The 26429-nt window shown below is 62.9% G+C and carries 18 protein-coding genes; 7 read left to right on the top strand and 11 right to left on the bottom strand.

What is annotated here, in order from left to right; genetic code table 11:
* The first annotated feature begins 157 nt into the window (after positions 1–157).
* Positions 158–1693 carry an FAD-dependent oxidoreductase gene (locus ACYZUM_RS06355; protein ID WP_108182243.1) on the top strand — a complete coding sequence of 512 codons (1536 nt, stop codon included), beginning with the start codon at positions 158–160 and terminating at the stop codon, positions 1691–1693.
* A gap of 124 nt (positions 1694–1817) precedes the next feature.
* On the opposite strand, the gene hemB is transcribed toward ACYZUM_RS06355, so the two are convergent.
* Together hemB and ACYZUM_RS06345 are read right to left on the bottom strand one after the other, a co-directional pair.
* On the bottom strand, positions 1818–2792 hold the full coding sequence (gene hemB, locus ACYZUM_RS06350; RefSeq protein WP_041074196.1) for a porphobilinogen synthase: 975 nt from the start codon (positions 2790–2792) through the stop codon (positions 1818–1820).
* Positions 2793–3021: 229 nt separating this feature from the next.
* Complete coding sequence (locus ACYZUM_RS06345) at positions 3022–3720, bottom strand: glutathione S-transferase family protein (RefSeq protein WP_047291489.1); 699 nt, start codon at positions 3718–3720, stop codon at positions 3022–3024.
* 225 nt (positions 3721–3945) lie between these two features.
* On the opposite strand from ACYZUM_RS06345, the gene ACYZUM_RS06340 reads away from it, so the two are divergent.
* Positions 3946–4620 carry a histidine phosphatase family protein gene (locus tag ACYZUM_RS06340; protein ID WP_108182242.1) on the top strand — a complete coding sequence of 225 codons (675 nt, stop codon included), beginning with the start codon at positions 3946–3948 and terminating at the stop codon, positions 4618–4620.
* 133 nt (positions 4621–4753) lie between these two features.
* Here the strand turns inward: ACYZUM_RS06340 and mnmH are convergent, their stop codons facing one another.
* From mnmH to ACYZUM_RS06325, 3 genes are all read right to left on the bottom strand, one after another.
* Complete coding sequence (gene mnmH / locus ACYZUM_RS06335) at positions 4754–5857, bottom strand: tRNA 2-selenouridine(34) synthase MnmH (protein WP_108182241.1); 1104 nt, start codon at positions 5855–5857, stop codon at positions 4754–4756.
* Positions 5857–6891, bottom strand: coding sequence for a selenide, water dikinase SelD (selD, locus tag ACYZUM_RS06330; protein WP_108182240.1), 1035 nt, complete (start codon positions 6889–6891; stop codon positions 5857–5859). Before selD ends, mnmH begins: the two co-directional genes overlap by 1 nt.
* Before the next feature lie 281 nt (positions 6892–7172).
* Positions 7173–17693 carry an autotransporter-associated beta strand repeat-containing protein gene (locus ACYZUM_RS06325; RefSeq protein ID WP_262949103.1) on the bottom strand — a complete coding sequence of 3507 codons (10521 nt, stop codon included), beginning with the start codon at positions 17691–17693 and terminating at the stop codon, positions 7173–7175.
* 385 nt (positions 17694–18078) lie between these two features.
* Between ACYZUM_RS06325 and ACYZUM_RS06320 the strand changes: the two genes are divergently transcribed.
* Both ACYZUM_RS06320 and ACYZUM_RS06315 read left to right on the top strand, forming a co-directional pair.
* Entirely contained in the window at positions 18079–19038 is a 960-nt protein-coding gene (locus ACYZUM_RS06320) for a nucleoside-specific channel-forming protein Tsx (RefSeq protein ID WP_108182238.1), read from the top strand.
* Positions 19039–19053: 15 nt separating this feature from the next.
* Positions 19054–20076: a purine-nucleoside phosphorylase gene (locus ACYZUM_RS06315; RefSeq protein ID WP_108182237.1), complete on the top strand. Its 1023-nt coding sequence runs from the start codon at positions 19054–19056 to the stop codon at positions 20074–20076.
* A 127-nt stretch (positions 20077–20203) separates the two neighbouring features.
* On the opposite strand, the gene ACYZUM_RS06310 is transcribed toward ACYZUM_RS06315, so the two are convergent.
* The 3 genes from ACYZUM_RS06310 to ACYZUM_RS06300 all read right to left on the bottom strand — a co-directional run bounded on the left by ACYZUM_RS06310 (position 20204) and on the right by ACYZUM_RS06300 (position 22329).
* The gene (locus ACYZUM_RS06310) at positions 20204–21160 is read right to left on the bottom strand and encodes a quinone oxidoreductase family protein (RefSeq protein WP_108182236.1); all 957 of its coding nucleotides are present in this window, start codon (positions 21158–21160) and stop codon (positions 20204–20206) included.
* A gap of 31 nt (positions 21161–21191) precedes the next feature.
* Positions 21192–21365 (bottom strand): DUF1427 family protein, encoded by a 174-nt coding sequence (locus ACYZUM_RS06305; RefSeq protein WP_073471384.1) that lies wholly within the window; start codon positions 21363–21365, stop codon positions 21192–21194.
* A 196-nt stretch (positions 21366–21561) separates the two neighbouring features.
* Positions 21562–22329 carry an AraC family transcriptional regulator gene (locus tag ACYZUM_RS06300; RefSeq protein WP_198760098.1) on the bottom strand — a complete coding sequence of 256 codons (768 nt, stop codon included), beginning with the start codon at positions 22327–22329 and terminating at the stop codon, positions 21562–21564.
* A gap of 145 nt (positions 22330–22474) precedes the next feature.
* Here ACYZUM_RS06300 and ACYZUM_RS06295 point away from each other — a divergent pair, with 145 nt between their 5' ends.
* Complete coding sequence (locus ACYZUM_RS06295) at positions 22475–22702, top strand: DUF6555 family protein (protein ID WP_003223528.1); 228 nt, start codon at positions 22475–22477, stop codon at positions 22700–22702.
* 40 nt (positions 22703–22742) lie between these two features.
* A complete protein-coding gene (locus tag ACYZUM_RS06290) occupies positions 22743–23015 on the top strand; it encodes a hypothetical protein (RefSeq protein ID WP_041074175.1) in 273 nt (90 codons plus the stop codon).
* A gap of 23 nt (positions 23016–23038) precedes the next feature.
* Here ACYZUM_RS06290 and ACYZUM_RS06285 read toward each other — a convergent pair whose 3' ends face one another.
* The 3 genes from ACYZUM_RS06285 to ACYZUM_RS06275 all read right to left on the bottom strand — a co-directional run bounded on the left by ACYZUM_RS06285 (position 23039) and on the right by ACYZUM_RS06275 (position 25351).
* The gene (locus tag ACYZUM_RS06285; protein WP_080963240.1) at positions 23039–23206 is read right to left on the bottom strand and encodes a metallothionein; all 168 of its coding nucleotides are present in this window, start codon (positions 23204–23206) and stop codon (positions 23039–23041) included.
* 1199 nt (positions 23207–24405) lie between these two features.
* Positions 24406–24861 (bottom strand): DMT family transporter, encoded by a 456-nt coding sequence (locus ACYZUM_RS06280; RefSeq protein WP_041070865.1) that lies wholly within the window; start codon positions 24859–24861, stop codon positions 24406–24408.
* 4 nt (positions 24862–24865) lie between these two features.
* A complete protein-coding gene (locus ACYZUM_RS06275) occupies positions 24866–25351 on the bottom strand; it encodes a DMT family transporter (protein WP_108182234.1) in 486 nt (161 codons plus the stop codon).
* A 114-nt stretch (positions 25352–25465) separates the two neighbouring features.
* On the opposite strand from ACYZUM_RS06275, the gene ACYZUM_RS06270 reads away from it, so the two are divergent.
* Entirely contained in the window at positions 25466–26401 is a 936-nt protein-coding gene (locus ACYZUM_RS06270; RefSeq protein ID WP_108182233.1) for a LysR family transcriptional regulator, read from the top strand.
* The last annotated feature ends 28 nt before the right edge of the window (positions 26402–26429 follow it).

Here is a 26429-nt window from a genome sequence, read left to right as displayed (position 1 = left end):
TTTTTTGTGGCGGGTGGTAAGCCCCCTTCGCGAGCAGGCTCGCTCCCACATCGGAATGCGTTCGACTGTGGGAGCGAGCCTGCTCGCGAAGAGTCCGGCACTGGCTAGCCTTTCCATCTGATCCATACTTGCTGCACAGCCAACGGAGGACAGGCTCATGCACCGCAGCGACGTACTGATCATCGGCGCCGGCCCGACCGGTCTGGTGCTGGCTCTGTGGCTGAGCAAACTGGGCGTGCGCGTGCGCATCATCGACAAGACGTCCGCGCCCGGCACCACTTCGCGGGCGCTGGCGGTGCAGGCGCGCACGCTGGAGTTGTATCGCCAGCTGGATCTGGCCGACACCGTGGTGCGCAACGGGCACAAGGTCGCGGCGGCGCATTTCTGGGTCAAGGGCAAACCGGTTGCGCAGTTGTCGCTGCAGCGCATCGGCGAAGGCCTGACGCCCTACTCGTTCATCGAAATCTTTCCCCAGGACCAGCACGAACGGCTGCTGCTCGAACGCCTCGAAGACTATGACGTGGTGGTTGAGCGCAACACCGAACTCGAAAGTTTTGAAGAACTCGGCGACGGCCTCACCGCGCATCTGCGCTTGCCCGACGGGCAGCAGGAAATCTGTCAGGCATGCTTTCTCGCGGGCTGCGATGGCGCGCGTTCGGTGGTGCGCAAAACCCTCGACACCGGTTTCCCGGGCGGCACCTATCAGCAGATTTTTTACGTCGCGGATGTGCAGGCCAGCGGCCCGGCGCTTAACGGCGATTTGCACCTGGATCTGGACGAAGCGGATTTTCTCGCCGTCTTCCCGTTGGCCGGCGAAGGCCGTGCGCGATTGATCGGCACGGTGCGCGATGAACGTGCCGATCGCGCCGAAACCCTGCAATTCGCCGACGTCAGCCGCCGCGCCATCGAACACCTGAACGTACACATCGACGAGGTCAACTGGTTCTCCACCTACCGTGTGCATCACCGCGTGGCCGAGCACTTTCGCAGCGGTCGGGCGTTTCTGCTCGGTGACGCGGCGCACGTGCACAGCCCTGCCGGCGGCCAGGGCATGAACACCGGGATTGGCGATGCAATCAACCTGGCCTGGAAACTCGCCGCCGTGCTCAACGGCAGCGCCACGGCGCAACTGCTCGACACTTACGAAACCGAGCGCATCGCCTTCGCCCGGCGGCTGGTGTCGACCACCGACAAGGTGTTCACTTTCGTCACCGCCGAGGGGCGCATCGCCGATCTGCTGCGCACGCGCCTGGCACCGTTTCTGATCCCGAAAATGGCCACGTTCGAGGCCAGCCGCGAATTCCTTTTTCGCACCGTTTCGCAAGTCACCCTCAACTATCGCGGCATGCCGCTGAGCCAGGGCACGGCCGGCCACGTCCACGGCGGCGACCGCTTGCCGTGGGCGCATGATGGTGAGGGCGATAATTACGAGCCGCTACGCCAGCCCTGCTGGCAGGTGCACGTGTACGGCGACACCAGCGACGAGATGATCGCCTGGTGCCACGAGCATCATTTGCCGCTGCACGTGTTCGATTGGCGCCCGGCGTTTGAAACGGCGGGGTTGGGGCGTAACGGGTTTTATCTGCTGCGCCCGGATACCTATGTGGCGATTGCCGACAACAGTGCGGATCCGAAGGTGATTGAGCGGTATTTTCGCGATCACGGCATCCGGCCCTACTTCAACTGCCCCTGACACAGCACAAATCAAATGTGGGAGCGAGCCTGCTCGCGAATGCGTCGTGTCAGTCAACATGGATGTCTGCTGAAAGACCGCTTTCGCGAGCAGGCTCGCTCCCACAGGGGCTAAACGTTGGACGTCAGATCCCGGCCAGCGCCAGATCCATCGCAAAGTAAGTGAAGATCAGGTCCGCACCCGCGCGCTTGATCGCGCCCAGGCTCTCGCGCACCACGCGGTCCTCGTCGATTGCACCGGCCTGCGCGCCGAACTTGATCATCGCGTACTCACCGCTGACCTGATACGCCGACAGCGGCAGGTTCGAGGCTTCACGGATGTCGCGGATGATGTCGAGGTACGCACCGGCCGGTTTGACCATCAGCGCATCGGCGCCTTCCTGCTCGTCGAGCAGCGATTCGCGCAGGGCTTCACGGCGGTTCATCGGGTTCATCTGATAGCTTTTGCGGTCGCCCTTCAGCGCACTGCCGCCGGCTTCACGGAACGGGCCGTACAGCGCCGAGGCGAACTTGGTCGAGTAGGCCATGATCGGAATCTGGGTGAACCCGGCGGCGTCCAGCGCTTGGCGGATCGCCCGCACCTGACCGTCCATCGCTGCCGACGGCGCGATCACGTCAGCACCGGCACGCGCCGCCGCCACCGCTTGCTTGCCGAGGTTGATCAGGGTCTGGTCGTTGTCGACTTCGTGGTTGTGCATCACGCCGCAGTGGCCGTGATCGGTGTATTCGCAGAAACAGGTGTCGGACATCACGATCATTTCCGGCACCGCGTCCTTGGCAATCCGCGACATGCGCGAGACTAGGCCGTCTTCACGCCAGGTGTCGCTGCCATTGGCGTCCAGGTGATGGGACACGCCAAAGGTCATCACCGACTTGATCCCGGCACGGGCATAACGCTCGATTTCGCTGGCCAGCTTGCGTTCGGGAATGCGCATCACCCCGGGCATGCTCTTGATCGGCACGAAGTCATCGATTTCTTCTTCGACGAAAATCGGCAGCACCAGATCATTCAGGCTGAACTCTGTTTCCTGGAACAGGCTGCGCAGGCTCGCATTGCGGCGCAGACGGCGGGGACGTGCTTCGGGGAACTGGCTGGACATGAGGCTTTCCTGAAATCGGAAGATGAGACGAAAGTCGTAGGGGGCGAAGCTTATGCCTTCGCTGGGTGCAGGTACAAACCTGGATCAATCAAGACAGCATTACCGAGAGCGCAATAATCCGTCAGGCAACACACGTTCACTGTAGGAGCTGCCGCAGGCTGCGATCTTTTGATTTTGAAGGTCAAAAGATCGCAGCCTGCGGCAGCTCCTACAGGGGATTTGTGTGGGGTTACGAGGGAATGGTCAGCCCGCGAACAACCGCCGGTCGCGCCAGAAAGCGCTCCAGCACCCGGGTCACATTCGGGAAATTGCTGATCCCCACCAGATCGCCCGCCTCATAGAAGCCGATCAGGTTGCGCACCCACGGGAACGTGGCGATGTCGGCGATGGTGTAGCGCTCGCCCATGATCCAGTCGCGACCTTGCAGACGTTTGTCGAGCACGTTGAGCAGGCGTCTGCTCTCCTCGACATAGCGGTCACGCGGACGCTTGTCCTCGTAATCCTTGCCGGCGAATTTGTTGAAGAAGCCGAGCTGGCCGAACATCGGGCCGATACCGCCCATCTGGAACATCAGCCACTGAATCGTCTCGTAACGCAGCGCGCCTTCCTGGGCCAGCAACTGGCCGCTCTTGTCGGCGAGGTAGATCAGGATCGCGCCGGACTCGAACAGCGCCAGTGGCTGGTCCTCGGGGCCATGAGGGTCGAGGATCGCCGGGATCTTGTTGTTGGGGTTCAGCGAGAGGAATTCCGGTGACATCTGATCCTGGGTGTCGAAGCCCACACGGTGCGGCTCGTACGGCAGGCCGATCTCTTCGAGCATGATCGAGACCTTGACGCCGTTGGGGGTCGGCAGGGAATAGAGCTGAATCCAGTCGGGGTACTGCGCCGGCCATTTCTGGGTGATCGGGAACGCGGACAGATCGGTCATGGGAAACATCCAGTCACATGGAAAGCGCTGATCATAATGTAGGAGCTACACGAACCGTAACATCCTGCGGGTAATGTGCATGAACCAAACCGGCCTCAGAGGACTCTGAGCTATGCCCTTCGTAACGGAAGCGCGACACACGACATGGACAACACCCGGCGCAGGGAGCCCGTGGTGCAAGGGTTGGTCAGCCCCCACCGAATTTTCTGAAGAATTCTGTATTCAATGACGAACCTCATGAGTTTCGCCAAACGCTTCAAACATCGCGCCTGCGTGGCCCTGCCCTCCCTGTTGGCGGTCAGTGCGCTGACCTTGTCGCTCGAATCGAGCCAGATTCGCGCCCAGCCGGTAGACGGCACCCAGACCCTGGTTTTCCTGCGCCACGCGGAAAAGCCCGCCGGCGGCCTCGGCCAGCTCAACTGCCAGGGCCTGAACCGGGCGATCGAGCTGTCGACCCTGCTGCCGGAAAAATTCGGCAAGGCCGATTACGTGTTCGCCGCCGACCCGACACGCAATGTCGAGGAAGGCGAACGGGACAACTCCTACAGCTACATCCGCCCGCTGATGACTATCAGCCCCGCCGCGATCAAGCTCGGCCTGCCGGTGAACATCGAGTTCTCCGCCAACGATACCAGTGACCTGGCGCGGGAACTGACCGAAGACAAATACCACAACGCGACGATCTACACCGCGTGGTCCCACGGTTATCTGCCGGAGCTGATCAACAAGGTCGCGGGCAACGCGGTCGGCGAAAAGCAGACCATCACCGACGACTGGGCGGCGGGCGATTTCGATACGCTGTATGTGCTGACCCTGACCTGGCACAACGGCAAGGCCAGCCTGCAGAGTCACAGCTACAAGCAGGGGCTGGATAACGGCAAGGCGACCTGTCCGACTTGAGGGATTGGCTGTTTGTCGGTTCCTCATCGCTGGCAAGCCAGCTCCCACAGGGTTTGGGTGATGCTTACATTTACAGCATCCCTAAAACACTGTGGGAGCTGGCTTGCCAGCGATTGGGCCAGCAAAGCCACCCTCAAACCCGCTGGTTCACTCGCTCGCGCAAATACTCCAGCACCGCCCCGCGCTCCCCGGCAAACTCGATCCGCCCGCCCTTTTTCTCACGCTGGAACGCATACATCGGGTCGTAATATTCACGCAGCAACACGCTGATCCAGTCACGGAACTGCTCGACCGATCCGCTGCGCGCCTGCTCGGCCAAGGCCTCTTCCATCTGCAGGAACATCCGCTGATGGCGCTCGCCGCCCAGCCGGCGCTGGATATTGTTCAAGCTAGCAATCAACCGCTCGGCATACAGCGCAAAGCCCTGCTCGCCGTGCACGGCGACGAACTCGGCGTGCAGGTTGATCACATAGTCCTGCAGAATCCGCTCGACCCGCTGTTCCAGGCTGTCTTCCAGCCAGACCATCGGCGCCACTTGCATGCCTCGGTACAACGGCAGTGGCAAGGCACAACTGCCGACTACCCGGCTCTCGTCTTCCAGCACAAACTGCTGGACGCCGCCGGCGCGTTTTTTCAACACATCAACGGCCAGACGGTTTTCGAAATCGATATTGGTCGGCTGCCCAGTGGCGCGCTTGCCGAAACTCGATCCCCGATGATTGGCGTGGCCTTCCAGATCCAGACCATTGCGCAACTGCACCAGCAGTTCGGTCTTGCCGGTGCCGGTCATGCCGCCCAGCAACACCAGATCGCACTCGGCCACGGCTTGATCGATGGTTTCCAGCAGGAACGTGCGCATAGCCTTGTAGCCGCCGCCGACACGCGGGTAATCGATCCCGCCCTCCTCCTTGATCCATTGCTGGACGATCTGCGAACGCAAGCCGCCGCGAAAGCAATACAGGTAGCCGTCGGGGTGCGCCTGGGCAAACTCGACCCAACCCTGAATACGCTGCTCCCGGACCTCGGCAGACACCAGCCGCTCACCCAGAGCGATGGCGGATTGTTGTCCGTGTTGCTTGTAGCAAGTGCCCACTTGCTCGCGCTCGCGGTCGTTCATCAGCGGCAGGTTGACCACGCCGGGAAATGCGCCGTGGGCGAACTCGACTGGCGCGCGGGCGTCCATCATCGGCCGGTCGTTGAGGAAAATGTCGCGGTAATCGGTGCAGTCGCGGTACATCAGATCACCTCGACTGCGTGGGTCTGTCGCTCAACCAGCTCGCCAATCGGCGCCAGGTCCAGGCCCAGTTCGGTGGCCACGGCGAGGAACTCGTCGTTGCCTTCAGGGGTGACCGCAATCAGCAGACCACCACTGGTCTGCGGGTCGCACAGCACGCGCTTGTGCAACTCCTGCAGACGACCGAGCTTGCTCGAATAGCTGTCGAAGTTACGCAGGGTACCACCAGGCACGCAGCCTTGTTCGAGGTAGTACTCGACGCTGTCCAGACGCGGCACGTGGTTGTAGCTGATGCGAGCGGTCAGGTGGCTGCCATCGGCCATTTCCACCAGGTGCCCGAGCAGGCCGAAACCGGTGACGTCGGTCATTGCGGTGACGCCGGCCAGTTTGCCGAAGCGGCTGCCCGGTTGGTTCAGGGTGCACATCCAGTCACGGGCCACACCAATGTCGCCGGGGCGCAATTTGCCCTTTTTCTCGGCGGTTGTAAGGATGCCGATGCCCAGCGGCTTGGTCAGGTACAGCAGGCAACCGGCGGTGGCGGTGTCGTTGCGCTTCATGTGGCGCTTTTCCACCAGACCGGTCACGGCCAGGCCGAAGATCGGCTCCGGCGCATCGATCGAATGCCCGCCGGCCAGCGGAATGCCGGCGGCGTCGCACACCGCACGCCCGCCGCGAATCACTTCCCGCGCCACCTCCGGCGCCAGCACATTGACCGGCCAACCGAGGATCGCAATCGCCATCAGTGGGTCGCCGCCCATGGCATAGATGTCGCTGATCGCATTGGTCGCGGCGATACGGCCGAAGTCGAACGGGTCGTCGACAATCGGCATGAAGAAGTCCGTGGTCGACACCACACCGCGTTCGGCATCGATCTCATACACCGCCGCGTCATCACGCGAGGCATTGCCGACCCACAGTTTCGGGTCAAGGTTCTGCGCTCCGCTGCCGGCCAGAATCACTTCCAGCACCTGCGGGGAAATCTTGCAGCCACAACCGGCACCGTGGCTGTATTGGGTCAGGCGAATCGGCTCGCTCATGGGAGAGTCTCTGGCAGTTGATGGGGCGGATTCTAGCAGAGCGCGAGCCGGCAGATTTTTGCGCTGACTGTCCGGGCCTCTTCGCGAGCAGGCTCGCTCCCACACGGGATCTCCAGTGGACACAGAGTAGGTGAGTGACAGAGAGCCAATGTGGGAGCGAGCCTGCTCGCGAAAGCTATCGAGCGGTCACCGCCACTTCATCGCCGGACCTATAAAGCCGCTCTATTCTGCCTCCCAAAAAAAACCGCCCTTTCGGGCGGCTAAAGTACTTCGACCATGATTCAGAAGCTTTGACTGAAGCTGATGTTGAACGCGCTGTCGTTGTTGTCGCTCGACACCTGGCCCGAGTAGCCGATGCCCAGCTTGCCGGTCGGGGTGACCTGGAAGTCGATGCCGGCTTCGAGCAGTGCGCTGTCCTTGGCAATCGGTACGCCCTGGGTGCTGAACGAGGCGCCGCCGTCGATGAAGGTCAGGTCGGCGTCAGGTTTGGTGTCGCCGTAGGCGTGCCGCCAGCCGATGGCCGCGCGTGGTGTCAGCTGGCTGCCGTTGGCCAGGGTCACCAACTTGCCGACGCGCACGCCGAGGGTCGAGTAGGTGATGTCCTGATCGGCGTCGGCCTTCAGGCGCCCCACTCCCCCTTTTTCCTTGCCGGTGTCGCTGTCGTAATTGACATAGGCCAGCCCGGCGAACGGTTCGATGGCAACGCCTGCCGCGTTGATCGCGTAACCCACTTCACCGAACACCTGCGCACTGCGTGCGTCGTAATCGGCCTTCAGGCGATCGTTGTAGCTGCCGACGCTGACGTCGCGTTTGGTCTCGATGCTGTGCCAGCTGTAAGCCGCGCCGAGGCGCACCGCCAGTGCATCGAATTGCGAGTTCAGATAGCCGGCCAAGTGGTAGCTGTCGACCTTGGCGTCCGAGTTGCGATCATGCGCGTTGAGATTGCTGCGGGTGTAGCCGGCAGCCATCCCGGCACGCCAGTTGTCATCCAGCGCCTTGTCGGTGCCGAGCATGAAACCGCCGAGGTTGCGATCGACTTTGGCTGTGTTGCTGTCGCCACCCATGTCGCCCCAGGCACCGATGGCCCGGATCCAGCCGACCATTTCACCGTGGCAACCGTTACTGCTCAGTTGCGTGTCGCTCGGTGCCAGGGTACGACGCGGATCATCCGCAGCGCTGCACGATGGCTGGCGCATGCGGTCATTGACCGCCTCGCGGATGAAGCGCGAGTCCTCAAGCATGGCGCTGGCGGTGCTGGCGTGGATCTCGCCGGAGAGGCTGTCGAACGCATTGCGCGCACCGGCCACGCTGAGGTTGACGATCTGGTTCTGCAACGCCGCGCCGGCCGCACCGTTATTGGACAGTGCCGTGGCGGTGCCGCGCTGGTTGCCCGTGGCGGCGACGTCGGCGAACGAGTTGCCGTTGCGGCTGACGGCCAGGGTGACCGAATCTGCACCGTAGACCAGCGAGCTGCTGAGGAACGCGTACTGCGGCAGATCGGCGGCACTGAAGGTGCCAGTCACGCCGCCACCGGCGGTGATCAGCGAGTAAGTGGTATTACCGGTGAACGGCGCGAGACTGTTGACCACCAGACCGCCACCCAAGGCTGCCGTACCACCCACCACCAACGGTGTCGCGGTTGGCGAGCTGACCGTCAGCGCCAGCACACCATCACTGCTGTTGGTCAGGTTGCCGGCCACGCTCAAGGTGCCGTCAGCACCACCGGAAGCCACCACACCGTGGTTGACCACCGAACCGACGCTGCCGTTACCGCTCAGGCCTGCGCCGTTGGCGACCGTGACTTGTGCCCCCAGAGAAGCCCGGGCCGCACGGCTGCCAACTTGCAGCAGGCCTTGATCGACCGAGACGGTGCCACTGAACGGCTGATTGCCGGTCAGCAGCAACGTGCCGCTGCCGCGTTTGGCCATCGCCCCGAGTCCGCTGAGAATTCCGTTGAACTGGCCATTGGTATTCTGCTGGAACACCAGCGTGGCATTGTCGGTGATGTTGCCTTGCAGGCTGGTGGTATTACCGATCAGCGTACCGCCACTGACGGTGGTGCCGCCGCTGTAAGTATTGGCACCGGTCAGCACCAGCGTGCCGGAATCGAGCTTTTCGATCCCGCCGGTGCCGATCAGCGGCACATCGATTTGGGCGCTGGCACCGGCATTCACGCGGATCGGTGCGGGCGTGCCGCCAGGGCCATTGACCGGGGTCAGCGTGTCACCGGCATCCGGCACCAGGCTGTAGCCACCGACGAGGAATTGCAGGCCGGTGAAATTCTGATTGCCCTGCACGGTGACCACACCTGGCTGACCGCCAAACACCGCGAACTGACCATTGGCCGCCAGCGCCTGCGTGCCGCTCGGATCGGTCCAGTTGGTGCCCGGGCCCCACACGCCACTGCCGCCGCCGATGCTGCCGTCAGGATTGGTGGTGCCGCCGTTCCAGAACTGCACTTCACCTGGCGTGCCCTGCACCAGCAGGTTGACCTGATTGGCGATCGCGGTTTGCAGGGTCAGGTTGGCCGCCGACACCGGCAGGCTGCCGTAGACCAGACCGTTGTCGGTCAGGCTGCCACCGTAGCGGAACAGTTGATAGACCCCGGTGCCGAAGCCACCGGTGTTGCTGATATTCAGCGTACCGTCGAGGGTCAGGTTGCCGGCAACGTTGACCACCGTGGTCGAACTGGCCGCCGAGCCGAGGCTGAAGTCCAGGTTGGTCCCCGAGGACAGCGCCAGCGCACCGACCGACAACGGCGTGGCCGAACCGCCACCGCTCAGCGTTGCACCGCTGGCCAGTTGCACGTTGCCACCCAGTTGCCCGCTGCCGCCGATTTGCGCACCGCTGGCGACGTTGACGTTGGCGCTGTTGAGCACGCCGTTGACGATCAGGTCGCCGGCCTGCACCGAGGTGTTGCCAGTGAAGGTGTTGTTGCCCGTCAGGAGCAACTGACCAGTACCGGTTTTGTTCAGCGTGCCGCTGCCGGTGAGGTTGCCGGTGTAGCTGCCGTCGGCGTTTTGCGCGAAAGTCAGCGCCGCGTTGTTGACGATGGCGCCTTGCAGGCTGCTGGTGTCGCCAGTGGTCGTGCCAGCGTTCAGCGTGGTGCCGCCGCTGTAGGTATTGGCACCACTGAGCACGAGGTCACCGCTGCCGTTTTTCACCAGACTGCCAGTGCCGGTGATGGCGCCGAGCAACGTGGTGTTCTGGTTGCCGGCCAGGGTCAGTTGCCCACCAAGGTTGACGGCATTGGCCAGTTGCAGCGCCGAGGTGCTGTCGAGGCTGCCGTTGCCGGTCACGCTCAATGCACCGCTGCTGATGGCGCTGTTGTTGCCCAGCACCAGCGTACCGCCAGCGAGTTGCGTGCCGCCGCTGTAGGTGTTGCTGCCGTTGAGGGTCAGGCTCGAAGCGCCGGACTTGATCAGGCTGCCTGCACCGCTGACCACACCGTCGAGGGTCAAGGCGTTGCTGCCAGCGACGCTCAGGCCACCGTTCACCACCACATCGTTGCCCAGCGTGACGGCCGCGTTGCTGTCCAGTGCGGTGCCGTCTGCGGCAGTCAAGACGCCAGTGCCCAGCGCCGCGTTATTACCGACGACAATCTTGCCGCCGTTAAGTGCGGTGCCACCGGTGTAGCCGTTGGCGGCATTGAGCACCAGCGTACCGCTGTCGTATTTGCCGAGGGTGCCGCTGCCGTTGAGCGCTACGCCAACGGTCGCGGTGGCGTTCGGATCGACTCGCACCGTGGCGTTACCCAGCGAACCGTTGACCAGGTTCAGCGAACCCGCCGTGCCGTTCTGCAGGCTGTAGCCATCAGTGACGAATTGCAGGCCGGTGATGGTTTGCGCGCCGTTGACGGTGACCGTGCCGGCTGTGCCCTGGAACACTGCGAAATTATTGGTCCAGGCCTGATTGGTGGTGCCGTTGACGTCGGTCCAGTTGGTGGTGCCGGTGCCCCAGGTGCCGCTGCCGCCATCGACCGAACCGTTGGCGACGAGTTGGTTGCCGTCCCAGAACTGCACGGTGACGCCCGGTGCGGTGACCAGCAAATTGATCTGGTTGGCCAGCGCGGTTTGCAGGGTCAGATCCCCCGGGGCGACGCTGCCCGGCACCGTGCCGATCAGCATGCCGTTGTCGGTCAGGCCGCCGGTGTAGTTGATCAACCGGTACACGCCGCTGCCAAAACCGCCGATGTCACTGACGTTGAGGGTGCCGTCGAGGGTCAGGTTGCCACCGACGTTGACCAGCGCATTGCCGCCACCGGAAACCGGCACACCGAGGCCGACATCGAAGTTGGAATTGGCGTTGAACACCAGTGAGTTCACCGACAGGGTGCTGCCGGTGGCGCCGGCCAGGTGACCGCCATCGGCCACGGTCACGGCACCGCCCAGTGAGCCGCCGCCAGTCAGGGTGCCGCCGCTGTTGACCAGCACACTGGCGCTGTCCAGAGAACCGCTGACGTTCAAGGTGCCGGCGTTGACGGTGGTGTTGCCGGTCAGGCTGTTGAGACCGGCCAGGGTCAGCGTGCCGGTACCGAGTTTGCTCAAGTCGCCAGTACCGGTGAGTACACCGGCAAAAAGGCTGCTGGCGTTGTTGCCGCCGATGCTCAAGGTGTTGCCGCCGCCGATCAGTGCGGTGCCACTGCCGGTCAGGCTGGCGAGGCTGCCGGAGCCGCCGAGATTCAGCGTCGCCGCAGCGCCGAGATTGACTCCGGCGTTACTGCCCAGCGCCGAATTGCCCAGCGTGGTCAAGCTGCCGGACTGCACATCGAAGGTGCCGCTGAAGGTGTTGTTGCCCGACAGTGTCAGGTCGGCCAGACCATTTTTGGTCAGGGTGCCCGCCCCGGCGATCACACCACCGAGGGTCAGGTTGTTGTTGCCGGCCACGCTCAGGTTGGCATTGACGTTGATGTTGTTCGCCAGCACCAGCGGCGCGGTGGTGTCGAGGGTCGACGCACCCGCCACGGTCACCGCGCCGGAGCCCAGGCCCGCCGAGGTACCCAGGGTCACGGTGCCGGCGTTCAGTGTGGTGCCGCCGCTGTAGGTGTTAATGCCGTTGAGGGTCAGGTTGGACGCGCCGTTCTTGATCAGACCGCCGGTACCGCTGACCACGCCGCTGAGCGCTACGTCGCTGTTGCCGGTGTTGGTCAGATTGGCGTTGAGCACCACGTTGTTGCCCAACGACACCGAGGTGTTGCTGTCCAGCGCCGAGGCACCGGCCACGGTCAGGTTGCCCAGACCGAGGGCGCCGTTGCTGCCGGCGGTCAGGGTGCCGGCGTTGAGGGTGACGCCACCCAGAAAGTTGTTGGCCCCGCTCAGGATCAGGTTGGCCGCGCCGTCCTTGGTCAGGCTGCCAGCGCCGTTGATCGCGCCGCTCAGCGTCAGATCGTTGCTGCCGACGATGCCGAGGTTGCCCGCCAGGTTGATCGCGTTACCCGCCGTGAAGGCGCCGCCGGCATCCAGGGTGGTGCCGTTCGCCGCGTTCAGGGTCGCCGAGCCCAGCGCGCTGTTCGACGCCAGAATCAAACCTCCCGCATTCAGCGCCACCGGCCCGAGGAAAGCGTTGTTGCCACCGAGGGTCAGGCTGGCCGAACCGTTCTTGATCAAGCCGCCAGTGCCGGAAATGACACCGTTGAGGGTCAGCGCATTGCTGCCGAGGATCGTCAGGTTGCCGTTCAGCGTGGCCGCGTTGGCCAGGGTCACGGCGGTATTGCTGTCGAGTTGCGTGCCGGCGTTGGCGATCAACGCTCCGCTGCCCAGCGCGGTGTTGCTGCCGACCACCAGGGTGCCGCCATCCAGTTGTGTGCCGCCGGTGTAGCTGTTGGCGCCGTTGAGCACCAGGGTGCCGGCGTCGAGTTTGTTGAGGATGCCGCTGCCGTCGATGTTCACGCCGACCGTGGCGGTCACGCCCGGATCGACCCGCATCGCGGTGGTTCCACCGCTGCCATTGACGGCAGTCAGCAGACCCGACGTGCCGTTGACCACGTTGTAGCCATCGGTGAGGAATTGCATTCCGGTGAACAGTTGCGTGCCGTTGACCGACACCGTACCGGCCGTGCCCTGAAACACCGCAAAGTCGCCGGCCCAGGTCTGGTTCAGCGTACCGTTGGAGTTGGTCCAGTTGGTGCCGCCGGCAGTCCATGTGCCGCTGCCGCCGTCCACATTACCGTTCGGGATGGTCTGGCTGCCGTCCCAGAAGCGCAGATTGGTGTTAGGCGCCGACACCACCAGATTCACCTGATTGCCAAGGGTCTGCACAAGGATGTCGCCAAGGCCGTAACCCACCGGTACACCGGCCACGGTCAGGCCGTTGTCGGTCAGTGCGCCGATGTAGTTGAACAAGCGATAGACACCGACGCCGAAGCCGCCGGCATCGGTGACGTTGAGGTTACCGTCGAGGGTCAGGTTGCCGCCGATGTTCATCAGCGAGCTGGTCGATGGCGTAGCGAGGCTTGCGTCGACATTGCTGTTGGCCGTGAGGATCAGCGACGAGGTGGACAAGGTGTTGCCCGAGGACAACGCCAGATGACCGCCGCTGTTGACAGTGATGACGCCAAGCGCCGAACCGGTCCCCGTGAGGGTCGCACCGTTGTTGACGTTGAGCTGGGTACTGGCCAGCGAACCGGTAAGGTTCAGCGTGCCGCCGTTGACCTCGGTGTTGCCGGTGATGCCGTTACTGCCGGTGAGGTTCAGCGTCCCGGTACCGACTTTGGTCAGGGTACCGCTGCCACCGAGGTCGCCGTCGAAGATGCTGGTGCTGCTCACGCCGCCCACGGTCAGCGTGTTGCCGCCGGCGACCTGCACGCTGCCGCTGCCGCTCAGCCCGCTGAGGCTGGCGCTGCTGTTGAGATAGAGATTCGCACCGGCGCTGATGTTGGCGCCGGAGGTGTTGCCGAGCGCCCCGCTGCTCACGGTGGTGACGCTGCCGGAGGCGATGTTCAGCGCACCGGTGAAGGTGTTGTTGCCGCTGAGCGTCAGATCGCCAAAGCCGTCCTTGGTCAGGCTGCCGGCGCCATCGATCACGCCGCTCAGGTTCAGGGTGTTGCTGCCGGCCAGGGTCAGGCCGGCGTTGAGGGTGATGTTGTTGCCGACGTTCATGCCGGTGCTGGTATCCAGCGTCGAAGCGCCACCGACGGTCAGGCCACCACTGCCCAATGCAGCGGCCGAGCCCAGTGTCAGCGTACCCGCATTGAGGGTGGTGCCGCCGCTGAAGGTGTTGGTGCCGTTGACGGTCAGGTTGGCCGCGCCGTTCTTGATCAACTGGCCGGTGCCGCTGGTAACGCCGCCGAGGGTCAGGTCCTGGGTGCCGCCGACGCTCAGCGCCGCATTGAGCACGACCGCGTTGGCCAGGCTGGCCAGCGGCGAGCTGCTGTCGAGGGTTGCTGCGCCACCGACGGTCAAGGCACCGGTGCCGAGGGCCGAGCTATTGCCGACGGTCACCGTGCCGGCATTCAGTGTGGTGCCGCCGACGTAGGTGTTGGTGCCGTTGAGGCTCAGGTTGGCCGCGCCGTCTTTCACCAGACTACCGGCGCCAGCGACGGTTCCGGTAAGGCTCAGATCCGCACTGCCGCCCACATTGAGCGCCCCGGCGAGGTTGACCTGATTGCCCAAAGTGACGGCGGTATTAGTGTCCAGCGTGGTGCCCGCCGCCGCGTTCAATGCGCCGCTGCCCAGCGCGGTGTTGCTGCCGACAATCAGCTTGCCGACGTTGAGTGCGGTGTTGCCGAAGTAGGTGTTGGCGCCGTTGAGAATCAGGTCGGCGGGGCCACTTTTGGTCAACCCACCGACGCCGGAAACCACGCCCGCGAGGGTCAGCGCGTTGCTGCCGCCGACGGTCACGTTGCCACCGAGGTTGACGTTGTTGGCCAGGCTCGTCGCGGTGCTGGCATCCAGCGTGGTGTTGTTGCCGGCGTTGAGCACGCCGGTGCCGAGGGCGGTGTTGGAGCCGACGATCAGTGTCCCGGCGTTCAGCGACGTAGCGCCGGTGTAGGTGTTGTTGCCGGTGAGGATCAGGGTCGAAGAACCGGTCTTGATCAGGTTGCTGCCACCACTGATCACGCCGCCGAGGGTCAGCGGGTTGGCGCCGCCGGCAGTCAGGTTGGCGTTCAGGGCAATCGCGTTGTTCAGCGTCACGTTGGCGCTGCTGTTGAGCGTTGCGCCCGCGCCGCCCACGGTCAGCGTACCGGTGCCGAGTGCCGCGCCGTTGCCGACGGTCAGGCTGCCGGCGTTGAGCGCGGTGCCACCGGTGAAGGTGTTGGCGCCGTTGAGGGTCAGGTTGGCGGTGCCGTTCTTGGTCAACTGGCTGGCGCCACTGATCACGCCACCGAGGGTCAGCCCGTTGCTGCCGCCGATCCCCAGATTGTTGTTGAGAATGACGTTGTTGTTCAGCGTCACCGCTGTATTGCTGTCGAGGGTCGCAGCGCCGCCGACGGTGATATCGCCGCTGCCGAGCGCAGCGTTGGCACCCGCCGTGATGGTGCCTGCGTTCAACGCAACAGCACCGAGGAAAGTATTGGCGCCGTTGAGAATCAGGTTGGCCGCGCCGTTCTTGGTCAGCCCGCCGCTGCCGCTGACCACACCACCGAGGGTCAGGTTGGCGTTGCCGGCAATGTTCAGGTTACCGCCAAGGGCGACCGCGTTGCTCAGCGCGACGGTGGTGCTGGCGTCGAGGGTAGTGCCCGCCGCCGTGGTCAATGCGCCAGTGCCCAGCGCGGTGTTGCTGCCGACGATCAGCGTACCGGCATTGAGCGCCGTGCCGCCGGAGAAGGTGTTGTTGCCGCTGAGGGTCAGGTTCGCGGTGCCATTCTTGATCAGGTTGCCGGCACCGCTGATGACGCCGCTCAGGCCCAGCGCCTGGGTGCCGCCGAGGGTCAGATCCGCCGCCAGCGCGACAGCGTTGGCCAGGGTCACCGCGGTGGTCGCATCCAGCGTGGTGCCCGCCGCCGCGTTCAAGGCGCCCGTGCCGAGGGCGGTGTTGCTGCCGACGAGCAAGCTGCCGCCGTTGAGCGCAGTGGTGCCGCTGTTGGTGTTGTTGCCGGTCAGGGTCAGGCTGGCGCTGCCGCTCTTGGTGATCGCACCGGTGCCGGACACAATACCGCCCAGGGTCAGCGCATTGCTGCCGAGCACGTTCAGCGCACCGGTGATGCCGACGTTGTTGGCCAGGGTCACGTTGCCGGTGCTGTCGAGGCTGGTGCCGTTGCTGGTGTTGAGTACCCCGGTGCCCAAGGCATTGTTGTTGCCGACGCGCAAGGTCCCGGCGCCGAGACTGGTGATCCCGGTGTAGGTGTTGCTGCCGTTGAGGGTCAGGCTGCCGCTGCCGGTTTTGGTCAGGTTGGCGGCGCCGCTGATCACCCCGCCCAGGGTCAGCGCACCGGTGCCGGTTGCGGTCAGGGTGCTGTTGAGCGTGATCGCGTTCGCCAGCGAAATGGGCGTCGTTGCCGAGATGCTCGAAGAGCCGCCAACCGTGATGCCACCGGTACTGAACGACTGGTTGTTGCCCACCAGCACTACACCGCCATTGAGCACGGTGCTGCCGGTGTAAGTGTTGATGCCGTTGAGGTTGAGCTGACCGCTGCCGATCTTGGTCAGGCCGCCGCTGCCGGAGATCACACCGTTGAGGGTCGTACCATTGATGCCCTGCAGGGTCAGGCCGCCGGCGCCCAGATTGATCTGGTTGGCCAGCGTCAAACCGGCATTGCTGGCCTGCAGGATCCCGCCGTTGGACGTCAGCACGCCGCTGCCGAACGCCGCGTTGTCGTTGAACTGCGCGACACCGCCATTGAGCGTGGTCGCACCGCTGACCAACGGCCCCTGCAAGGTCCAGGTGCCGCTGTTGAGGGTCAGGTTGTTGAAGTTGACGTAGGTCGCGCTGGACGCCGTGCCGGTCCCGGTGGTGCCGCCGCCGAGGCCGATCGGGTTTTGCAGGATCAGCGTGTTAGTGCCGGCCGCGCCGCCATCGATCGTCCCGGTCGGGGCGAAGGTCAGGTTGATGCCGATCAAGCCCCCGAGGCCGACGGAGACTTGCACACCGTCGCCGACGTTAACGCTGGAACCGGTGATCGCGTAGAAGGTGTTGGTGCTGCCCGCCCCCATCGACACACCGCCGGTGATGTTGCCGGCGTTGGTGAAGGTGTTGCCCGCCACTGACGTCTCGAACGCAATCCGGCCGTTGATCGTGCCACTGGCACTGTTGGTCATGTTGACTTGCGAACCACCATACACCCCGACCACCGGGGTATCGGCCAGGGTGATGCCGCCGACCGACAGTCCGGTGGAGGTGATGGTGCCGTCGTTGGTGATGGTCGTGGTGCCCGACACCGAGTTGTTCACGCCAATCCCCAGCCCGTCGATGCTGGTCAGGTTGAGGCCGAGCAGCATGCCGGTACCGCGAATGATCCCGGTGGCGTTGTTGACGATGCTCACCGTGCTGGTCGCGCCGGTACCGATGAACGCACCACCACTGAGGATCGAGACCAGGCCCAGCAAGGCCGGGTCGAGGGTACCGGAGTTGTTCAGGTTGATATTGGCCCCGGTCAGGTTGATGACCTTGCCACCCAGCGTCGCGTTCATCTGCGCCCCGGAGTTGACGTTGACCGTCAAGCCGCTGGTGGCGCTGCTGTAGTCATTGAGAAACAGCGGCAGCGTCGGGACGCCCGAACAGGTAATCGTCGAACCTGCCGCCGAGCATGTCGCGAGCGCCTGCTCGCTGACCCCACCGAACAAAAGTCCGGCAACGCTCAGGTGCACGGCAAGGGAAAGAGGGGAAAAACGCGAAACGAGGGCGACACCAAACCTTGCTTCCACGGGCTACTCCTTGTCGTGGCCAAATTCTTCCTTGAAGGCGTGCAAGTCGGGCTTATTCCACACGCGAATCAAGACTGCGACGGTCATCACAAAACCGCGTTATGGGTGACAAGCTAGTAGACGCCCCGCGATGGGGCACTGATTAAATGGTGTTAATACTTTAATACTAGGGCCGTCTAAACCGCGGGTTTCGGCCCCTAAACACAGGACTTTGCCTAAACGATATCCCCCTGTAGGAGCTGCGGCACGCTGCGCCTACAGGGGCGAACGGTGCGACTTGGTACGTGTTGTGCAAACGTTTGCGACCTGCCTATATCGGCTTTTTCGTAACAAAACCGTACAGACCCGCAGAACCCGGGCCTTGATCCGCAAAAAAGGACTTTGAATGCACGCTGCTTCCCTTCTTCGCGCCCCGTTTGCGCGCACGTTTGCTGTTTCCCTGCTACTGACCGGCGTTACCGGAGTTCTCAGCCACAGCGCATTGGCGCAACCGGCGCTGCCCGACGAATCGGCCCAGGGCGAAGCCCTCAGCCCGGAAGCTGCCCCGGCGAAAAAAGGCGCTTATCTGTCGGACTGGTACAACCAGGACCTGACGTTGATCGGCAGCAAGGACATCAGCTTCGGCCCGCAACCGGCCGACGACATTTATCTGGAATACGAGTACTTCGGGCGCAAGGGGCCGTTCGAGCTGTACGGCTACGTCGACATTCCGAAGATCTTCAACATCGGCAACAGCCACGACAAAGGCGTGTGGGACCATGGCTCACCGGTGTTCATGGAGCACGAGCCGCGCATCTCCATCGACTACCTCGCCGGCCGCAGCCTGGCCATCGGCCCGTTCAAGGAATGGTACGTGGCGTTCGACTGGATCTACGATCACGGCAGCCGTAAAGAGAACCGCGCCAACACCCTGTACAGCGGCTTCGGCACCGACATCGACACCCATTCGCGGGTCAACCTGTCGGCCAACCTGTACGGGCGCTACCAGTGGGAAAACTACGGTGCGAGCAATGAGTATTCGTGGGACGGCTACCGCGCGCAGCTCAAGTACATCGTGCCTATCGACAAGTTCAGCAACGGCGCGTCGCTGACCTACATCGGTTTCACCAACTTCGACTTCGGCTCCGACATCCACAAGGACAACCCGGCGCGCACCGCCAACGCCACGGTGGCGACCAACGTCTTGCTGTACTCGTTCACCCATTTGCGCTTCACCCTGGTCGGCCGTTATTTCCACAACGGCGGCAACTGGGAGGATGGCAGCGAGCTGAACTTCGGCGACGGCAATTTCCGCGCGCGCTCCAACGGTTGGGGTTACTACGCCGGCATCGGCTACCAGTTCTGAATTCAGGAGATTTTCATGCAAGCAATGACGCGTCTGACCCTGGCCGCTGCGGCCCTGCTCTCTTCCACCACTTGGGCGGCTGAAGCGCCGATCCAGCCGAAAGTGGTGTTGATCACCATGTTCGCCCCCGAGGCGCAGCACTGGATCGAGCGCCTCGATCTCAAGCAGGAAATCCGCGTGCCGGGCCTGTCCGCCGAGTACCCGACCGTGCGCTGCAACGCACAACAGGTGTGCCTGCTGACCACCGGCATGGGTCAGACCAACGCCGCTGCTTCAACCCTGGCACTGGCCTTGTCGCCGAAATTCGACCTGCGCAAAAGCTGGTTCCTGATCGCCGGGATCGCCGGCATCAGCCCGAAACACGGGACCCTCGGCACCGCCGCGTGGGCGCATTACCTGGTGGAGTTCGGTACGCAATGGGAGCTGGATTCGCGCGATGCGCCGGCGAGCTGGCCGACCGGCTACCTGGGCATCAACACCAAGGGCCCCAACGAAAAACCGCCGCTGGACTACAAGACCGAAGTCTTCGAACTCAACCCGAAGCTGCAGGCCAAAGCCTTCGCCCTGAGCCACAAGGTCGAGCTGAGTGAAAGCAAGGAATCGGCGGCCTGGCGCCTGAAATACCCCTCGGCCCCGGCCAATCAGCCGCCAGTGGTTACGCGCTGCGACACGCTGGCTGGCAACACCTGGTTCTCCGGTACGCGCCTGAGCGAACGCGCCGAGGTCTGGACCCAATTGTTGACCGACAACAAGGGCGAGTACTGCACCACGCAACAGGAAGACAACTCCACTTATGAAGCCTTGTTGCGCGCCAGTCGCGAAGGTCTGGTGGATGTGCAGCGTCTGGCGGTGGTGCGCGCCGGTTCCGACTTCGACCGCCCGGCGCCGGGCGGTAGCGAGGTGGACAATCTGCTGAAGTACGCCGATCAGGGCGGGTTCGTGCCGGCGCTGGAAAACCTCTATCGCGCGGGTAATCCGCTGGTGCAGGACATTCTGAAAAACTGGTCGGCGTGGGAAAACGGCGTCCCGCAATCCTGAGCCCGACAAAGAATCCTGTGGGAGCTGGCTTGTCAGCGATGGCGCCAGTTCAGTCAACATCTTCATCGACTGTTCTACCGCTATCGCTGGCAAGCCAGCTCCCACAGGTTATGCGGTGTCTGGAAGATCAGGGGATGAGGATGACCTTGTCCCCACTCCCATGATTCACCTCTGCATAGCTCTGCACTCCCTGCGCCAGCGGCACCTCCACCAACCCCAACGGCAACGGCAACAGCCCCTCATCGAAGAACCGTCCGAACTGTTCGAGCATCGCCGCACAGGCTTGCACGCCGTACAGCAGCGAGTTGATCCCGACCACCGAGCCGCCCTTGCGGTACAACGCCAGCGCTGGCAATTGCACGTGGCCGTCGACCGGCGCGGCGATGATCGCGATGCGGCCGAACGCGGCCAGTGCCGCCACCGAGGCGGGCAGCCAGAAACCGGTGGTATCGAAGACCACGTCAGCGCCGCCGCCGTACACCGCGTTGACCTGCGCGCCGAGGTCTTCGGGCTTATCCAGCTGAATCGTCGCATAGCCCTGTGCCTGCAACGCCTTGACCTGCTCCGGCCGCCGCGCAGCCGCGAGGATCTGCGCGCCGCGCACCTTGGCCAATGCCAACGCCGCTGTCGCCACCGCACCACCGCCGATCACCAGCAAACGGGTTTCAGCGCTCACCAGGCTGCGCTCCAACGCATCCCAAGCGGTGGTGTAAGGCACGCCGAGGCTGGCCGCCTGAGCGAAGCTCAAGTGCGACGGTTTATGCGCCACGCCATTGGCCGGCAATTTGACGAATTGCGCGTGCGAACCATCGGCAAAAAAGCCCAGTTCGCGCCCGGTGCCCCAGACTTCCTGACCGAGCAACGCCTGCGGGCCTTCGACCACGACACCGGCAAAATCGCGCCCGGGAATCCGTGGCAATGTGGTGTAGGGAAACCGCCCGAGTACGTTCTTCACATCGCTGGGGTTCAGACCGGCGGCCTTGATTTCGACCAGCACGTCATCAGCGCCGGGCACCGGGGTCGGTACGTCGACGAAACGCAGGGAGGACAGGTCGCCGGTTTTATCGAATTGCAGTGCTTTCATGAGGACATCCACCAAAGGAAAAAAAGGACATTCAGGACAACCAACCGGCGACCAGTTGCCGGCCCAGCGGCCACAGCTGCTCACCCGCGAGCATGCCCAGCAGCCCCACCAGCGCGATGGCCGGTGGCGCCGGGGAGCGGAAATCCAGCGCGCCATAGAGCAGGCCGACGCCCAGACCGATGGCCAGCGAAATCAGGTAGTTCATGGAAAACTCCGCCGCGTGAAAGGAATGGGCAAAGTCTAGGGAAGGATCGGCAGAGGTGTCGGCCAAGGACTTCTGAATTTCGGCCAAAAGACCGACATTCCCCTGTAGGAGCTGCCGCAGGCTGCGATCTTTTGACTTTGATTTTGAAAACAAGATCAAAAGATCGCAGCCTGCGGCAGCTCCTACAGGGTCGCGTTCAGGTGGTGGAGAATTGCGAAGGCGCCACCCCCAGTTCACGCCGGAACATGTCACTGAAACTGCTCGGCGAATACCCCAGCTCCCGAGCGATCGCATTCACCGGCACGCCCTGAATCAACTCGGCCACCGCCGTCGCCAGTTGCACCTGCCGCCGCCATTCAGCGAAGCCCATGCCGAGGCTGTCCTTGAACAGCCGCGCCAGCGTGCGCACACTGGCTCCGGCGTTTTCCGCGTGCTGCTCGAATGGAATGTCCAGCGACGGCGCCGCCATCACCGCCTGACACAGGTTCATCAGACGCCGATCGGAATCGTCGGGCATCGGGATCTTCAATGGCGAGCGCCGGGCACGCTTGAGTTCCAGCAACGCCAGCCCGACCAGGGCGTCGTAATAAGCCGGCTCGCCGCTGTCACCCTGCTCCACCAAACCGACGATCAACTCACGCAGCAGCCCACCGACCTCGATCACCTGTACCGTCGCATCCAGCGTCGCCGCCAGCACCGGGCGCAGGTAGATATTTCGCATCTGCAAGTCCGACACCACGCGAATCCCGTGGGGCACTCCAGGCGGCAACCACACCGCCCGCTGCGGCGGCACCACCAGCGCCTCGTGCGGGGTCTCGACCCACATCACCCCGCTCATCGCATACAGCAACTGCCCCCAGACATGCTCGTGCGGCTCGATGAACAAACCACGCGGATAGGTACGCGCCAGCGGTTGCACCGGCACATCGGTATCCGTCAGATCGGGGGGTGCGGCGAGGGCCATGGCGAGTATTCATTGGGGTTGGCGGAAGGCGCATGGTAACCAGTCGGTCACAGCGCCGCCAACGATAGATACCGTCGGACAATCCGAATGAATTTTCGCGACGCGCCGCGATCCTTCTAATACCACAGGGAGGAATACGGGCTTTATGAACAACGCAAAACTGTTTGTCATCGATTACACCCTTCACGGCACGCCCAAGTCGTTCATTATCCGCTCGGACAAAATGGACAACGCCGAGGCGTGGCACTGGGCAAGCTGTGATGCCGGCGTGGGTCGCATCCCGCGTTTCGGCCGGGAAAAAGTGCAAAAGACCAGCAAACCGATGGCGGAGAAATTCGGCGTGGAAAACGTCACATGGCGACCGGCGAGCTAGACTCTCGCCAGGCAGTGGGGACTCTTTGGGGGCGTACACAATGACCAGCATCTTCAGCCCGGCGCATCTGGATTATGGCCTGGACACCTTTTTCGGACGTATCACCAGAAGCGTGGACTGTCAGGTGGGTCTTGAAGCTGTCGAAGACGACCCCTATCGCTTCGCCTTGCGCGTGCCGGCGCCGTTACCGGAGGACCTCGACCAGGCGAAAACCGTGGTGGTCAGGGTCGAAGGCCGGCGTCTGCAAGGCACGGTTCGCCATACCGAACGGCTGGATGATGAAAGCCTGAAACTGCAAGTGGAGCCTGATTAGGCTCCACTTTTTTTTGCGCGCGGTTATTTGGGGTGGGCGCAATGGCAGCCTTTGCTTGAGCACTCTTCACCGCCCTTGTGGTGATGCGCGCAAGCCTCGCAGCAATAGTGTTTGCCGTGCACGGCGTAGGCGTGTTCGCCTTCCTTGATGGTGCATTTGCAGTTTGGGCAGTCACATTTTCTATCGGGCATGGGGGCAGACTCCTTTTTGGGTGGTTGTCTGGGCTTGTGGGATAAGCCGTAAATAGCAGTGTAGGAGCTGCCGAAGGCTGCGATCTTTTGATCTGGTGTTTTTTGCGGGATTGGGTGTATATCCGTTCGTGCTGGCGATATTGGATGAATATCCATTTGTGCTGGCGATATTGGGTGAATATCCGTTTCTTCGGGTGCTGCCGCTGGCGGTTTCGCTCTTACAGCGAGTCACCTTTTCCAAACGCCGGAGTGCCGGCCCAGCGAAAAGGTAACCCAAAAGGCTTTGCCCCGGCGTACGGCACTTCGCTTAGGCTCAGTGTTCCCTCGCTACGGTGCCCATCCGGGGGCATCGCCTACGGTTTGCTTCGCTGCACCTCCTCTCGATGTATGCGGCTTCGCCGCATGGCGCTGCGCGCCTCCCCCCGGATGAACACCTCCGCTCGGCCTGCCGAAGGGGCTGAAGATCAAAAGCCACATCAAGAGCCAGAGCCAGAGCCAGAGCCAGAGCCAGAGCCAGAGCCAGATCAAAAGATCACAGCCTTCGGCAGTTCCTACATGGGATTGAGTGTTTTCAGTTAGAAATTGGTCGGCTATCAGGCCGCCTTCGCTGGCAAGCCAGCTCCCACAGTGGGATCGGGTGTTTTCAGTTAGAAATTTGGTTGGCTATCAGGCCGCCATCGCTGGCAAGCCAGCTCCCACAGTGAGATCGAGTGTCATCGTTAGAGATTGGTCGGCTGGCAGGCCGCCATCGCTGGCAAGCCAGCTCCCACAGTGGGATCGGGTGTCATCGTTAGAGATTGGTCGGCTGTCAGGCCGCCATCGCGAGCAAGCTGGCTCCCACAATTTTATTCGCGCACACCCCATGCGGCGAAGCCGCCCCACTCAACACGATGAGCGTTAGCTCGAGTAAAGCTTTTGATCTCAAGGCCCGTCGGCAGGCTGAGTGGAGGGATTTATCCGGGGGTGGGAGCGCAGCGACCGTTTGGCGCAGCCAAACACAGCGAGAGGAGGTGCAGCGAAGCAAACCGTAGGCGCTGCCCCCGGATGAATCCCGCAGCGAAGGAACCCGAGCCTAAGCGAGGGCCGAACGTCAGGGTAAAGCCTTTTTGGTTACTTTTTCGGCGTCTGGAAAAAGTGACCCGCCGTAAGGGCGGAACCCTAACCAGCCTTCACCAAAAAAACGGATATACACCCAAAACTCAATCTGAACCCCGAACACTACTCCGATACATAAAAACCAAAGCCAACCCAAGACACACCATCGCCAACACCCGAGAAGACGAAAGCTCGATCGCCGGATTCCCCAGCCAGCCAAAATTATCGATCAACATCCCCATCCCCAGTTGCCCGACGATCACCGCAACAGTCGCCACCGCCGTACCCACGACAGGCACAGCACCGACCATGACCATCATGTAAACCACACCAAACAGCGCCCCGGTGAGCTGCCACTTCGGCACGTCCAAGAGGCTGACCGCCTGCGCCGGCTCAAAGAACAGAATCAACAATCCGGTGGTCACAGCCCCCACGACAAACGTCAGCAGACTACTGCGCAACACCCCGACCGTTTCACCCAGGCGTCCATTGATCGCCGCCTGCACACTCAACACCGCGCCAGCCAACACCACCACTGCCAACAAAATAACCAGACTCATCTCTTCAACCTCGCGCAATCAGAATCAATGCCACCACAATCAACACCAACGCCAGCCAGCGCTCGGCATTGACCTTCTTGCGCGTCGCGCCGAACCAGCCGAAGTGGTCGATCAGTACACTCTTGCCGACCTGCCCCGAGAGAATCGCGATCATCGTCATCGCAATCCCGATATGCGGCGTCGCCAGGGTCAACACCACCACGTACATTGGCCCCAGAAATCCGCCGATCAACTGCCAGCGCGGCAGCTCGGTCAGCGCTGGGCCTTTCTGGGGGCCGGCGAACAACAGCAGCAAAAACAGAATCGCCGAACCCACGCCGAAGATGCTCAAGGTCGCCCACAGATGCCCGACTTGCTCACCCAATGGCCCAAGCAATCCGGCCTCCACCGACAGGCCCATGCCGGCCAGAATGACCAACGGCAATAACAACAAGCGCAGCCCCGACCGGGTAGCCGGTGCCGCCCCACTTACTTCATCCAGCGTTTGCATATTCAAATTCCCATGCAAGTAAACGATGGTGCGGATTATCGGCTGGCGCCGCTGTGCGATAAATGGGAGCATCCAGACAACACTTTTGCGCAACTCGCACAACAGGACAGATTCATGCACGGGCTAACCGAACTGGGATTCAAGACGTTGAGGCTGTTTGTGGCGGTACTCGACCACGGCAGTTTCTCTGAAGTCGCCCGTCGCGAGGGCGTGGCGCCCTCTTCGATCTCGCGGCAGATCCAGTTGATGGAGCAGGCGCTGAACCAGCAATTGCTCTACCGCCACACCCGTGCCGTGACGCCGACCGAGGCCGGGCGCATGCTCGGCCACCATGCGCGGCTGGTGCTGGTGCAACTGGAAGAAGCCGAACAGGCGCTGCAGGAGCAGCAAAGCGAGCCCACCGGGCTGGTGCGCATCAATGCGCCGGTGGTGTTCGGCCAGCGTCACCTGACGCCGTGGCTGGGAAAATTGTGCGCGCGCTATCCGAAGCTGCAACTCGACATCCAGCAGACCGACCATTACGTCGACCCGTTGCAGGAAGGCGCCGACCTGCTGTTTCGCATCGGCCCGCTGCACGACTCGAGCATGCAGGCGCGGATTCTGGCACCGCACAGTTTTCAGGTCGCCGCCAGCCCGACCTATCTGCAGCGCCACGGCATCCCGCAACACCCGGAAGATCTCGCGCAGCACCAGTGTCTTGCCTACAAAGGCGCAACCGGTCAGCAGCGCTGGTTCTTTCGTCAAGGTCAGGGCGACTGGACGCCTTACTCGGTCAAAGGCCCGATCACTGGCAACCACGCCGACACCCTCACCCAGGCCGCCGAACAAGGCCTGGGACTGGTGATGTTTCCGTCGTGGCTGATTGGTGAAGCGGTGCGTGAAGGCACGCTGGTGCCGGTGTTGCGCGAGTATCAGGTGTCCAACAGTCTGGAGCCGCAGCAGATTGCGGTGCTGTGGCCGGGTAGCCGGCGACTGTCGGTGAAGGTGCGTACGGTGATCGACTTCTTCATCGAATGTTTCGGCGAAGTCCCCTACTGGGACAGACCCTGAACCTTACACCGCCCCCCGTGTAGGAGCT

This window comes from Pseudomonas sp. m6p (assembly GCF_055760375.1).
The sequence above is the reverse complement of the archived record's forward strand: the minus strand, read 5'-3'. Positions and strand labels throughout refer to the sequence as shown.